The 12,623-nt window shown below is 45.9% G+C and carries 11 protein-coding genes; 6 read left to right on the top strand and 5 right to left on the bottom strand.

The genetic code is table 11. The features are described 5' to 3' along the window. Position 1 precedes the first annotated feature (1 nt). From HW447_RS16700 to HW447_RS16680, 5 genes are all read right to left on the bottom strand, one after another. Positions 2-1,324, bottom strand: coding sequence for a YidC/Oxa1 family membrane protein insertase (locus HW447_RS16700; RefSeq protein ID WP_176256184.1), 1,323 nt, complete (start codon positions 1,322-1,324; stop codon positions 2-4). 137 nt (positions 1,325-1,461) lie between these two features. Next, positions 1,462-1,677, bottom strand: a complete 216-nt coding sequence (gene yidD, locus HW447_RS16695) for a membrane protein insertion efficiency factor YidD (RefSeq protein WP_176256183.1) — start codon at positions 1,675-1,677, stop codon at positions 1,462-1,464. 5 nt (positions 1,678-1,682) lie between these two features. Then, positions 1,683-2,027 carry a ribonuclease P protein component gene (rnpA, locus tag HW447_RS16690; protein ID WP_176256182.1) on the bottom strand — a complete coding sequence of 115 codons (345 nt, stop codon included), beginning with the start codon at positions 2,025-2,027 and terminating at the stop codon, positions 1,683-1,685. Positions 2,028-2,123: 96 nt separating this feature from the next. Beyond that, positions 2,124-2,258, bottom strand: a complete 135-nt coding sequence (rpmH, locus tag HW447_RS16685) for a 50S ribosomal protein L34 (protein WP_021870170.1) — start codon at positions 2,256-2,258, stop codon at positions 2,124-2,126. A 201-nt stretch (positions 2,259-2,459) separates the two neighbouring features. Then, entirely contained in the window at positions 2,460-3,077 is a 618-nt protein-coding gene (locus HW447_RS16680) for an ECF transporter S component (RefSeq protein WP_176256181.1), read from the bottom strand. Between the two features lie 415 nt (positions 3,078-3,492). Between HW447_RS16680 and dnaA the strand changes: the two genes are divergently transcribed. The 6 genes from dnaA (at position 3,493) to gyrA (ending at position 12,260) form a co-directional block, all read left to right on the top strand. Then, a complete protein-coding gene (gene dnaA, locus HW447_RS16675; protein WP_176256180.1) occupies positions 3,493-4,869 on the top strand; it encodes a chromosomal replication initiator protein DnaA in 1,377 nt (458 codons plus the stop codon). Between the two features lie 280 nt (positions 4,870-5,149). Then, positions 5,150-6,268 carry a DNA polymerase III subunit beta gene (gene dnaN, locus HW447_RS16670; RefSeq protein ID WP_176256179.1) on the top strand — a complete coding sequence of 373 codons (1,119 nt, stop codon included), beginning with the start codon at positions 5,150-5,152 and terminating at the stop codon, positions 6,266-6,268. A gap of 139 nt (positions 6,269-6,407) precedes the next feature. Next, entirely contained in the window at positions 6,408-6,617 is a 210-nt protein-coding gene (locus HW447_RS16665) for an RNA-binding S4 domain-containing protein (RefSeq protein ID WP_176256178.1), read from the top strand. A 19-nt stretch (positions 6,618-6,636) separates the two neighbouring features. Further along, positions 6,637-7,722, top strand: a complete 1,086-nt coding sequence (gene recF / locus HW447_RS16660; protein ID WP_176256177.1) for a DNA replication/repair protein RecF — start codon at positions 6,637-6,639, stop codon at positions 7,720-7,722. Positions 7,723-7,764: 42 nt separating this feature from the next. Continuing rightward, positions 7,765-9,681, top strand: coding sequence for a DNA topoisomerase (ATP-hydrolyzing) subunit B (gene gyrB / locus HW447_RS16655; RefSeq protein ID WP_176256176.1), 1,917 nt, complete (start codon positions 7,765-7,767; stop codon positions 9,679-9,681). Between the two features lie 68 nt (positions 9,682-9,749). Then, a complete protein-coding gene (gene gyrA / locus HW447_RS16650) occupies positions 9,750-12,260 on the top strand; it encodes a DNA gyrase subunit A (protein ID WP_176256175.1) in 2,511 nt (836 codons plus the stop codon). The last annotated feature ends 363 nt before the right edge of the window (positions 12,261-12,623 follow it).

The raw sequence follows: 12,623 nt of genomic DNA, 5'->3' as shown, positions 1-12,623 counted from the left end.
CCTACTTCTTCTTACCCTTCTCCTGACGCTCGTTATACTTGGCAACCATATTGGCCTTGGAAGCCAGACTGCCCGGTTTTGCGTCCAGGTCATAATATTTATTGGATTCTTCCACCTGCGCCTTTGTCTTGGCAATCTTTTCCATACGGGCGGATTCTTCTTTTGTTTCCTTCTCCTCCATCCGCTTTAACATCTCGTCCACGTTTCCGACTCTGACAGGAGAAAGTCCCTTCTTGGCACGCTTTTTATTTGTCTTTTCAATGTTTTTCTGTACCAGGTCATCCATATCCACCTTATTCAGATAGGAATTGATCCATAACTGCTGGATAATGGTGAATGCACTCTGAGCAACCCAGTAAAGGCCGATACCGGAAGCAAAGGAGAAACAGAAGAATACGGACATCAGAGGCATCATGATATTCATGGACTTCATCATGTTAGCCGTAGGATTTTCCTCAGCTGACTGCTTTGGCTGGCTGGCTGTCATAAGCTTTGTGCTGTACCACTGGCTAAGACCCGCAAGCAGCGGAATCGCCAGAGCTGCAGCCGCCATACCGATAGTAACGCCATCTGCCTTTGCAAAGAAATTAGTAATTACCTGCGCCGGGGTATAAGCAATATTTAATCCAAAGAAATTCTGCAGGTTTTCAATGGCATCCACCGCATTAACGCCGGCATCCGTCACTGCCTGTCCCGCTGCAGGGAACGCACTGATAAAGTTATCCCACTGCTGGGCAGTAAACTTATATAAAAGATCAATGACTGTACTTACATTGTTGTAATCAAATTTCTCCCCCACCATCTTGTGGGCCTCTGCCAGCTGCGTAAATGCCTGCTGCGTCTGATATCCGCTTGGAAGCTGGCTGATTACCGTCTCATAATAGCCTCTTACAGACTGCACATAAGCCGGAATATTATAGATAACACGATACAGGGCGAAGATGATGGGCATCTGGATCAGCAGAGGCAGACAGCCGCCTGTCATAGATGTACCGTATTTCTCATATACTGCCTTAATCTCAGCCTGCATCATCATCGCGGCCTTTTGATCATTTTCTTTTCCCTTATACTTCTTCTGGATCGCTGTGATCTCAGGCTGCATAACGGTCATTAACTTAGATGACTTCTGCTGCTTAATGGTCAGAGGAATCATAAGAACCTTTGTAACCAGTGTAAACAGAATAATACAAAGACCGATATTTTCAATGCCGAATGTGCTGGTGAACTTAAATAGTAAATCCATGATCCAGCCAAGGAAACTGGCGACCGGCCCCAGAAAACCGCCTTCCTTTGTCAAAACTACTGCGCCGACTAAACCGTTCAAAACGCTACCTCCTTATGGGTATACTTCCCTCATTTAAGACACCGGACTGCGCTGATACGCAAGCGTATTTCCCTGTGTCTTTCTTAACGCGGACTTAAACCTGCGTTATCTTACAGCGCGAATCTGTTTCCGCGCCTTTATGGGACTGGATCATAACCGCCTTCTGCAAAGGGATGGCAACGAAGAATCCTTTTGCAGGCTAACCATGTACCTTTTAACGCGCCATACTTCTGAAGTGCCTCAATGGCGTATTGAGAGCACGTTGGCGTATAAATACAGTGAGTTTTCACCTTTAATGGCGATAAATATTTCTGATAGATCCTGATAAGAAAGATAAATGCCTTCTTTACCATAATTCTCACTTCGATTCTTTTAAAATGTGATGCAGTCCGCACAGGTGCATATAAGCACCCTCCAAATGTCTGTAATCAGATGTTGCGGCAGCCGATCTGGCCACCAGGATGATGTTTAACCCAGTCTCAATTTTATTATGATTTAACCGGAATATCTCCCGCAGCAGCCGGGTCACATGATGGCGCACCACGCTGTTGCCTACCTTTTTGCTCACCGATATGCCGATGCTGTTTGCTTCCTGCCCGCTTCTTACCACATACATGACTAACAGGCGGTTGGCATAGGACTTTCCATTTCTGTAGATGTACTGAAAGTCGCTGTTTTTCTTAATGGAAGGAAATCGCTTCATTCGATCCTCCTGTAACGATATTCACCGGATCGGCCAAATCCCCGCTCCCGGCGCTCCGTAAAGAAAAAGGCCACATGGAAATGTGGCCTGCAGTTCTTAAGCGGTTAACTTTGCTCTACCTTTTGCTCTTCTGGCAGCAATAACTTTTCTACCGCCTGCTGTCTTCATTCTTGCTCTGAAGCCATGAACTTTTGCTCTCTGTCTTTTCTTAGGCTGAAATGTCATCTTCATAATCCGGGCACCTCCTATCAAATATTATCTGGTAATGTGATAACACACATTTGACTAGTATAATTAAACATCTTCTCAATTATATAGAAGAAATCTGCCCTCGTCAAGCAATTTTTCTTAAAAGCCCCCGAAAACACGTGGAAATCCCCCTGTTTTCTTCCCCCACTCAATTAAAAATCTTAAAAACCGTCGTGAAACCGCTTACTTTACCAGTTTAAGCAGCACCTTTCCAAGTACAGCCACCAAAACCGCCGCCACAATCGCCTCAGGAATACCCGATGCGACAACTGTCGCCATCACAAGCCCCCATACGGCGTCGATCCCCACGCTCTTAACCTGGGCGTACTGCACCGCTAACAGCAGATAAATACTTCCCATAACGGATACTGTATTCACCATGGCCCCAACAAAACCGGTTACAGCTAACGCCGGCGTAAATTTTACCTTCAGCTTCATAAGAAGGATCCACAGCCAGCCGGCCGCCAGACCAATCATGATCCGGCACCCTACGGAAATCCACACTGCCTTTATGGCTCCGGAAATCCCGGTCATGCTCATAAAGGGTGAAAATGCAAAGGACAGAAGGGTGGGCGCCATGGTATTACTGATCATGGAACAGATTCCAAAGGTTCCTCCAAGGATCGCTCCAGCAAAAGGCCCCAGCAAAACAGCGCCTAAAATCACTGGAATATGCACAGTTGTCGCCTTCACCACCGGCAGCTGGATCATCCCAAGAGGCGTATTTGCCAGAAGGATCACCACCGCCATCATAAGTGCAACACTTGCAAGCCAACGGGTGTCTTTTTTTCTCTTATTCATTTTTTTCCTCCTTGCTGCTGTTCTTTTTAAAAGATACAACGCATTACGATTGTATTATAGCGGGCCTTCTTTTCTCTGTCAATATTTCTTTCCCCGTAATTCACCCTTGTGTTTTTCACATTATCCACAATTTGTTGATAACTTGTGGATAAGTGTGGGATATTTCGACTGTGATCCCCATGCATGGACAAAATCTCCTTATATTCTGCAACTTTCCCCATTGTGTAAAACCTGCAGTTATTTTTACCCACATTCTGTGGAAAACTGTCGGCTCAACGGCTAATTTCCTCTCCATCCACAGGTTTCCTACAAAGTTATCCACAGATATTTACACTTTTGATTGAAAAAATGGAGCCGTTAGTATACAATGTATTTAGATTGGGCAATTCTGCAATACAGTTTCAGGAGACAGAAAATGATAGATAAAATAAAAGAAAACTGGGAAAAGATCCTTCTTATATTAAGGGAGGAGTATGGGGATCAGATTACGGATATCTCATACAAAACATGGCTGGAACCGTTGAAACCCTATTCTTTTAAGGGAAATACCATTACCATCATTGTACCGGAGCAGCCATTTATATCCTATGTAAAGAAAAAATACAGCACCTTCTTAAAAGTTACCATCTCAGAATTTCTCGGCAAGGAATGTGAGGTGGATTTTAAAGCAAAAGAACAGGTGGAGGCAGAGGAACAGCCCGCCGCTCCGGCTCTGATTCCCAAAGCAAAAGCTCCCGTAAGCCCGGATGTAATACAGAACGCCAACTTAAACCCAAAGTATACCTTTGACACCTTTGTCGTTGGCTCCAACAACAATCTGGCTCACGCCGCAGCCCTTGCAGTAGCGGAATCTCCAGGAGAGATCTATAATCCGCTGTTCATATATGGAGGCGTAGGACTTGGAAAAACCCATCTGATGCACGCTATCGCTCATTTTATTTTAAAAGATAACCCTAAATCCAAGATCCTTTACGTCAGCTCTGAGACCTTTACCAATGAGCTCATTGACGCCATCCGTAACAAAAACAACATCACTACCACGGAATTTCGTGAGAAATACCGCAACAACGACGTTCTCCTGATCGACGATATCCAGTTTATTATAGGAAAAGAGAGTACCCAGGAGGAGTTCTTCCATACCTTTAACACCTTGTACGAATCAAAAAAGCAGATCATTATCTCCTCCGATAAACCTCCCAAGGAGATCGAAACCTTAGAGGAACGGCTGCGCTCCCGTTTTGAATGGGGCCTGACCGTGGACATCCAGTCCCCGGATTATGAGACCCGAATGGCCATTCTGCGCAAAAAAGAGGAGATGGAAGGATACAATATTGACAACGAAGTAATCAAATATATTGCAACCAACATTAAATCCAATATTCGTGAGCTGGAGGGCGCCCTTACAAAAATCGTGGCCCTTTCCCGTCTGAATAAATGCGATATTACCCTGGAGCTGGCAGAAGAAGCCTTAAAGGATATCATTTCTCCCAATGCACAAAGAGAGGTGACGCCTGAGCTGATCATCCAGGTAGTTTCCGATCATTTCGGCATTACTCCGGCAGATGTTATGTCCCAGAAACGCACGAAGGATATCGTATATCCCCGTCAGATCATCATGTACCTCTGCCGCGATATGACGGAAGCCTCCCTTCAGGTCATAGGGCTCAGCCTTGGAAAACGGGATCACACCACCGTAATTCACGGCGCGGAAAAAATAGCCGCGGACCTGCAAAAGGACGAAACCTTAAGAAATACTATTGATATTTTAAAGAAGAAAATCAATCCACAATAGGGCGTGGAATGGCTGTGGATAAACTGTTGATAATGGATCCGGCTTTTTGTGGTTCAAAATGGTTTTTAATCTCCTGTGGATAACTATGAAGGTTATCTGAAGTTTTGTGGACCCTTTCCACCATTTCTTCCACAGGTATTTATCCCCATTTTCAAAGGCTTCCTGGACTTTTACACAAACCCACAGCCCCTACTACGGTTACGGCGAAAATTAACTATATATATCTGCAACTATGACTTTGCCATCCCTACTCCAATCAGAAAGGAAGTTATCAACAATTATGAAGCTGCAATTCCAGAAGGACGCCATTGTAAATGGCATCAACATTGTTATGAAAGCCGTTCCATCCAAAACTACCATGTCTATTTTAGAATGTATCCTTATCGATGCTTCTTCCAATGAAATCCGCTTAACAGGCAATGACATGGAGCTTGGAATCGAAACGAAGGTGGAGGGACAGATCTTAGAACATGGAAAGATCGCGCTTGATGCTAAGCTTTTTTCTGAGATCACCCGCCGCGTATCCAGCCAGAATTCAACCGTTACCATAGAATCTGATGAAAAACTTAATACAACCATTCGCTGTGAAAATTCCGTATTCAATATTCAGGGACGGGATGGGGAAGAATTTACCTATATTCCTTATATTGAACGTGATAAATACATTACCCTTTCTCAGTTTACCTTAAAAGAAGTGATCCAGCAGACGATCTTTTCCATCTCCCCGAATGACAGCAACAAAATGATGGGCGGAGAGCTGTTTGAGGTAAATGAAAATCAGCTGAAAGTGGTTTCATTAGACGGTCACCGTATTTCTATCCGCAATGTTACTCTGAAAGACCACTACGAATCGACCAAGGTCATTGTTCCTGGAAAGACCTTAAGCGAGATCAGCAAGATTTTAGGAGGTGACAATGAAAAAGAAGTACGGATCTTCTTCAGCTCTAACCATATCCTCTTTGAATTTGACAATACCATCGTGGTTTCCCGCCTGATCGAGGGAGAATATTTCCGCATAAACCAGATGCTTTCCAGCGATTATGAGACGAAGCTTTCTGTAAATCGGAGAGAATTTCTTGACTGTATTGAGCGCGCCACTATCCTGATCCGCGAAAATGATAAAAAGCCGCTGATTCTTCAGGTAAGCGATAACACAATGGAGCTGAAGTTAAATTCCAGCTTTGGTTCCATGAATGCGGATCTTATGATCCATAAGACCGGTAAGGATATTATGATCGGCTTTAACCCCAAGTTCCTGATCGACGCCCTCAGAGTCATTGAAGATGAGGAGATCAATATCTACATGATGAATCCCAAATCCCCATGCTTTATCAAGGATGAGGAGGAAAATTATATCTATCTGATCCTTCCCGTAAACTTTAATGCAGCTTCTGTGTAACGGCACAGCTGCCCTGGGCGGTCTGCCTTTGAGGCTATGCAGGAATGGAATGACAATTGCATATTTATACATCCAGTGTGCGCCGGAGAAAGACATTTTCCCGGTGCGCCTGTGATTCATGGTAATAGAAAGGAAAAACATGGAAACAATTAAACTGAGAGAAGAATATATCAAGCTTGGCCAGGCCTTAAAAGCGGCAGGCTTAGTGGAATCCGGAGTAGACGCCAAGTATGCCATTGAAGACGGCCTTGTGTCGGTCAACGGCGAGACGGCTTTCCAGAGGGGCAAGAAACTGGTAGACGGAGACGTGGTTGTTTACGAAGGAAACACCATTAAGATCATCAAATAATCCCGGAAAGAGAACATCCATGATCATCGAGTCCATAGAGCTTAAGAATTACCGCAATTATGAAGAACTACATATGGAACTGAATCAGGGAACGAATATTCTCTATGGCGACAATGCCCAGGGAAAGACAAATGTTCTGGAGTCAGTCTATGTCTGCTGCACCTCCAAGTCACACCGCAGCGCAAAAGACAGGGATATCATCCGTTTCGGTCAGGATGAGTCCCATATTAAGCTTCAGATCCGAAAAAATGATATTCCCTGCCGCATTGATATGCATTTAAAGAAAAATAAGCCCAAGGGAATCGCCATTAACGGGGTTCCCATTCGAAGGGCCAGCGAACTGTTTGGTCTGGCCAATGTGGTATTTTTTTCCCCTGAGGATTTAAACATCATAAAGAATGGTCCCTCGGAGCGGCGCCGTTTTATTGATATGGAATTGTGTCAGCTGGATAAGCTCTACGTCCATTCTCTGGTTCAGTATAACCGGGTTCTCCTGCAGAGGAACCGTCTCCTTAAGGAACTGTCCTTTAAACCGGAATATGAACCAACACTGGACATTTGGGATGAACAGCTGGTAAAATACGGGAAAGAGGTTATTACCTCCCGTCGTTCTTTTATCCGGCAGCTGGGAGAGATTATACGGGGAATCCACACCCGGCTTTCCGGTGGGAAAGAGGAGATATCCGTTTTCTATGATCCGGATACACAAGAGGAGGAACTTGAGACGGCCCTTTTAAAGAACCGTTCCCAGGATATCCGACAAAAGACTACTCTGGCAGGTCCTCACAGGGATGATATCAATTTTATTGTAAATGGTATCGATATCCGACGGTTTGGCTCCCAGGGCCAGCAGCGTACCGCCGCCCTTTCTCTGAAGCTGTCCGAACTGGAGCTTGTAAAGCTGGTAAGTAAGGATGCTCCCATCCTTCTTTTGGATGATGTTCTCTCGGAACTGGACGGCAGCCGCCAGACCCAGCTTCTGTCCGCCATACAGGATATTCAGACCATGATCACCTGTACCGGGCTGGAGGATTTTGTTAATAACCGGTTCCCTATTGACAAAATCTTCAAAGTAGTGGACGGAAAGGTATACAGCCAGAATTGACACACATAAGAAGTTACCTGAAAAGAAAGGAAGATATAGAACATGGCAGAGCAGCAATACGGAGCAGATCAGATCCAGATCCTGGAAGGACTTGAGGCAGTGAGAAAGCGTCCCGGTATGTATATCGGCAGCACCTCTGCCAGAGGCCTTCATCATCTGGTTTATGAGATCGTAGATAACGCAGTAGATGAAGCCCTTGCGGGATACTGCGGCTCCATTAACGTTACCATCAATGAGGACAATTCCATCACCGTTATCGATGACGGACGGGGAATCCCTGTAGATATACAGAAAAAAGCGGGTATCCCGGCTGTGGAGGTAGTATTTACGATCCTTCATGCAGGAGGCAAATTCGGAAGCGGCGGATATAAGGTTTCCGGCGGGCTTCACGGCGTAGGCGCCTCCGTTGTAAATGCCCTTTCCCAGTGGCTGGAGGTTCAGGTCTACCGGGATGGAAAGGTATATGAACAGCGGTATGAGCGGGGCAAGACAATGTATCCCCTGAAAGTAGCAGGAACGTGCAGTCCTGACAAGCATGGCACCCGCGTATGTTTCCTTCCAGACAAGGAGATCTTTGAGGAAACCGTATTTGACTATGATACACTGAAAATGCGTCTGCGGGAAACTGCGTTTCTTACAAAGAACCTAAGGATCAGCCTCAGGGATGAGCGGGAGGAAAAGCATGAGCATACCTTCCACTATGAGGGCGGAATCAAGGAATTTGTGTCTTATTTGAATAAGGGCAAGACGCCCCTTTATGAAAATGTGCTCTACTGCGAAGGCACAAAGGATGGTGTATACGTGGAAGTGGCCATGCAGCACAATGATTCCTATACCGAGAACATTTACACCTTTGTAAATAATATCAACACCCCCGAAGGCGGCACCCATCTGACCGGTTTTAAAAATGCCCTTACAAAGACCTTTAATGACTACGCCAGAAAGAGCAGGCTGTTAAAAGACAATGAGGAAAGCCTTTCAGGTGAAGATATCCGAGAGGGTCTGACTGCGATCATAAGCGTAAAGGTAGGGGAACCGCAGTTCGAGGGACAAACCAAGCAGAAGCTGGGAAACAGCGAGGCCAGAGCCGCTGTTGACAATATTGTTAGTGAGCAGCTGACCTATTACCTGGAGCAGAATCCGGCGGCAGCCAGAGCCATGTGCGAAAAGTCCATTATGGCACAGAGGGCAAGAGCAGCAGCCAGAAAAGCCAGAGATTTAACCCGCCGTAAGTCTGCCCTGGAGGGAATGGCTCTTCCGGGAAAGCTTGCAGACTGCTCGGACAAAAATCCTGAAAACTGTGAGATCTATATCGTAGAGGGAGACTCTGCCGGCGGCTCTGCAAAGACCGCCCGCTCCCGCGCAACCCAGGCTATCCTGCCTCTTCGCGGTAAGATCTTAAACGTAGAAAAAGCCAGAATGGATAAGGTTTACGCCAATGCAGAGATTAAGGCCATGATCACAGCCTTCGGAACCGGTATCCATGATGATTTCGATATCAGTAAGCTTCGCTACCACAAGATCATTATCATGACCGATGCCGATGTGGACGGCGCTCATATCAGTACCCTGCTTTTGACCTTTATTTACCGCTTTATGCCGGAGCTGATCAAGCAGGGCTATGTATATCTGGCACAGCCGCCCTTATATAAGATTGAGAAAAACAAGCGTGTCTGGTATGCCTACAGCGATGAGGAACTCAATTCCATCCTGGTGGAGATCGGCCGTGACAACAGCAATAAGATCCAGCGCTATAAGGGTCTGGGAGAGATGGATGCGGAGCAGCTTTGGGAGACCACCATGGATCCTGAGCGCCGGATTCTCCTTCGCGTGACCATGGATGAGGAGACAACCTCTGAGGTAGATCTGACCTTTACCACCCTGATGGGCGACCAGGTGGAGCCAAGAAGGGAATTCATTGAAAATAATGCGAAAAAGGTAAAAAATCTGGATATCTGATAATGGTCCGGCCATGTATGGCAGAACTGTTTCGCTGCAAATGAGATCGAACATAAAGGAGATAGACTATGGAACCAAATGTATTTGACAAGGTCCATGACGTAGACCTGAAAAAGACCATGGAACAGTCCTATATCGACTATGCCATGAGCGTCATAAGCGCCAGAGCTCTGCCTGACGCCAGGGACGGCCTTAAGCCCGTTCAGCGCCGTGTGCTCTTTTCCATGATAGAGTTAAACAACGGGCCGGATAAGCCCCATCGTAAATGCGCCCGTATCGTCGGAGATACCATGGGTAAATATCATCCCCACGGCGACAGCTCCATCTACGGAGCTCTGGTAAATATGGCTCAGGACTGGTCCACCCGCTACCCGCTGGTAGACGGCCATGGAAACTTTGGTTCCGTGGACGGAGACGGCGCTGCGGCCATGCGATATACAGAGGCCCGTTTAAGCCGTATCTCCATGGAAATGCTTGCGGATATCAATAAAGATACCGTAGACTTTGTACCCAACTTTGACGAGACGGAAAAGGAGCCTCTGGTTCTGCCTTCCCGTTTCCCCAACCTGCTTGTAAACGGTACCTCCGGAATTGCTGTAGGTATGGCGACGAATATTCCTCCTCACAATCTCCGTGAAGTCATCGGCGCTGTTTCATTGATGATTGACAACCGGATCAATGAGGACAGGGATACTACATTAGAAGAGATCATGGAAGTGATTAAAGGTCCCGATTTCCCTACAGGAGCTACTATTTTAGGCCGAAGAGGCATTGAAGAGGCTTACCGTACCGGACGGGCCAAGATCAAGGTAAGGGCCGTTACCAATATTGAGACCATGGCAAACGGCAAGTCCAGGATCATTGTCACAGAGCTTCCCTATATGGTCAATAAGGCACGTCTGATCGAAAAGATTGCGGATCTGGTAAAAGAAAAGAAAGTTGACGGCATTACCTATATCGGCGATGAGTCCAACCGCGAGGGTATGCGGATCAATATTGAGCTGCGCCGTGATGTAAATGCCAATGTTATTTTAAATCAGCTTCTTAAGCATACACAGCTGCAGGATACCTTTGGCGTAATCATGCTGGCTCTTGTCAACAACCAGCCAAAGATTTTAAACCTGCATCAGATGCTGGACGTCTACATCTCTCACCAGGAGGAGGTAGTCAGAAGACGGACCCAGTACGATTTAAATAAGGCAGAGGAGCGGGCTCACATATTAGAAGGCCTGCTGATTGCCCTGGATCATATTGACGAGGTGATCCGAATTATCCGCAGCAGTGCCAATGTGGCAGAGGCCAAGGCGCAGTTAATGGAACGTTTTGGACTTTCTGACGCTCAGTCTCAGGCTATCGTGGATATGAGACTGCGCGCTCTTACCGGTCTGGAACGGGAGAAGCTGGAAAATGAATATAAAGAGCTTCAGGCAAAGATTGCGGAGTTAAAGGCGATCCTGGCAGATGAGAAAAAGCTTCTTGCTGTAATCAGGGAAGAAATCAATGTGATTGCCGCTAAATACGGGGATGACAGGAGAACCGCCATCGGTTTTGATGATGACGTATCCATGGAGGATCTGATCCCCGATGAAGATACCGTCGTTGCCATGACCCATTTAGGCTACATCAAGCGGATGGACGCAGACAACTTTAAGAGCCAGAACCGGGGCGGAAAGGGCATAAAGGGAATGCAGACCATAGAGGAGGACTATATTGAGGACCTTCTTATGACGACCAATCACCATTACATGATGTTCTTTACCAATACAGGACGGGTATACCGTTTAAAGGCCTACGAGATTCCGGAGGCAGGACGCACCGCTCGGGGAACCGCTATTGTGAACCTCTTACAGCTTCAGCCGGGAGAAAAGATCACGGCTATTATTCCCATGCGGGAATTTAACGAGGATCAGTACCTTATAATGGCTACCAGAGAAGGTATGATCAAGAAAACACCAATGGTAGAATACGGCAATGTCCGTAAGAACGGCCTTCAGGCCATTGTTTTAAAGGACGGGGACGAGCTGATTGAGGTAAAGGCTACCGATGACCAGCAGGATATCTTCTTAGTTACCAAGAAAGGTATGTGTATACGCTTTAAGGAAAAGGATGTGAGAACCACGGGCCGTGTGTCCATGGGTGTGATTGGTATGCGCTTTGAGGAAGATGATGAAATCATCGGTATGCAGACTGCAAATCAGGGCGAGGAGCTTCTTGTTGTATCTGAAAATGGAATGGGCAAGCGAACGCCGACGGCAGAGTTTAAGCCGCAGTTCAGAGGCGGAAAGGGTGTGCTCTGCTACAAGATTACAGAAAAGACAGGTTCCTTAGTAGGGGCCAAACTGGTAAATGACGGAAGAGAGATTATGCTTATTACCACCGAAGGCATCATTATCCGAATGTCCGTAGATGATATTTCCGTTATTGGAAGAAACACCTCCGGTGTAAAACTTATGTCTATTGACCAGAATTCAGATATTAAGGTAGCCAGCATTGCCAAGGTTCGTGAAAACGAGACCAAGGACAGCAATGTCTATAATGAGGAATACGAGGAGGAGGTCCAAACGGCAGAGGAAGAGTAAGACAGAGGAATTTAAAACTTCTGTTTTGCAGCTCTGATATAAAATAAAAATGAGGTGCCCAAAAGGAGATTCATCGCAGTCATATGTTGAAAAGCTTTTCTTTTTTGGTGCCTCATTTCATTTTTGCTGCAGCAAAAGAATCAAGTAATGCAATATATATGTATTGCTGTAAAGGGGATAGCTCACTGTCTGTACACCAGTGTCGAATAGAACTGTAAAAACATTAAAAAGTTGAACTTCAATTCGTAAAGTAGATGTTGTGCGAAACAATAAATACAAATTTTTAGTCATATAAAAACGCTACCGGATTGTTGGTAGCGTTTTCTGATTGTGTATTTTCATTTAATTCAATAACTTTTTTTA

Source organism: Enterocloster alcoholdehydrogenati (assembly GCF_013282095.1).
In the GTDB taxonomy this organism is placed as follows: Bacteria; Bacillota; Clostridia; order Lachnospirales; family Lachnospiraceae; genus Enterocloster; species Enterocloster alcoholdehydrogenati.
This window is presented reverse-complemented; position numbering and strand designations above follow the sequence as displayed.